Genomic DNA, 277 nt, shown 5'->3' on the forward strand with positions numbered 1-277 from the left:
GACAAACCACATCAATCTTTGCCATCAATCATCCAAAGGGCAAAGAGTACAACAACACTAAGTCTGCGTCACGACCTGTTTTGCGTACGCATCAAAACCGCACGCGCTTCCCTGCGTTCAGTATTATCACGCGCAGCCAGTATCGGCCTGTCCATTGCGCTGTTGCAGCTGATTGCGCTGTTTTTATATAAAGATTACGCCTGGCGGATTCAAGTTCGAAGTGCAACGCTAAGCCGCCTGTCTTAACTCTGCAAAGACCACTGAAGGCTGCCGGAAC

The 277-nt window shown here is 49.8% G+C and carries 1 pseudogene; it reads left to right on the forward strand.

What is annotated here, in order from left to right:
- Positions 1–246: pseudogene (locus ACSZO1_RS22820) on the forward strand (hypothetical protein); the annotation flags it as partial.
- Positions 247–277 lie beyond the last annotated feature (31 nt).

The sequence above is a fragment of the Erwinia sp. V71 genome, assembly GCF_965644245.1.
In the GTDB taxonomy this organism is placed as follows: domain Bacteria; phylum Pseudomonadota; class Gammaproteobacteria; order Enterobacterales; family Enterobacteriaceae; genus Erwinia.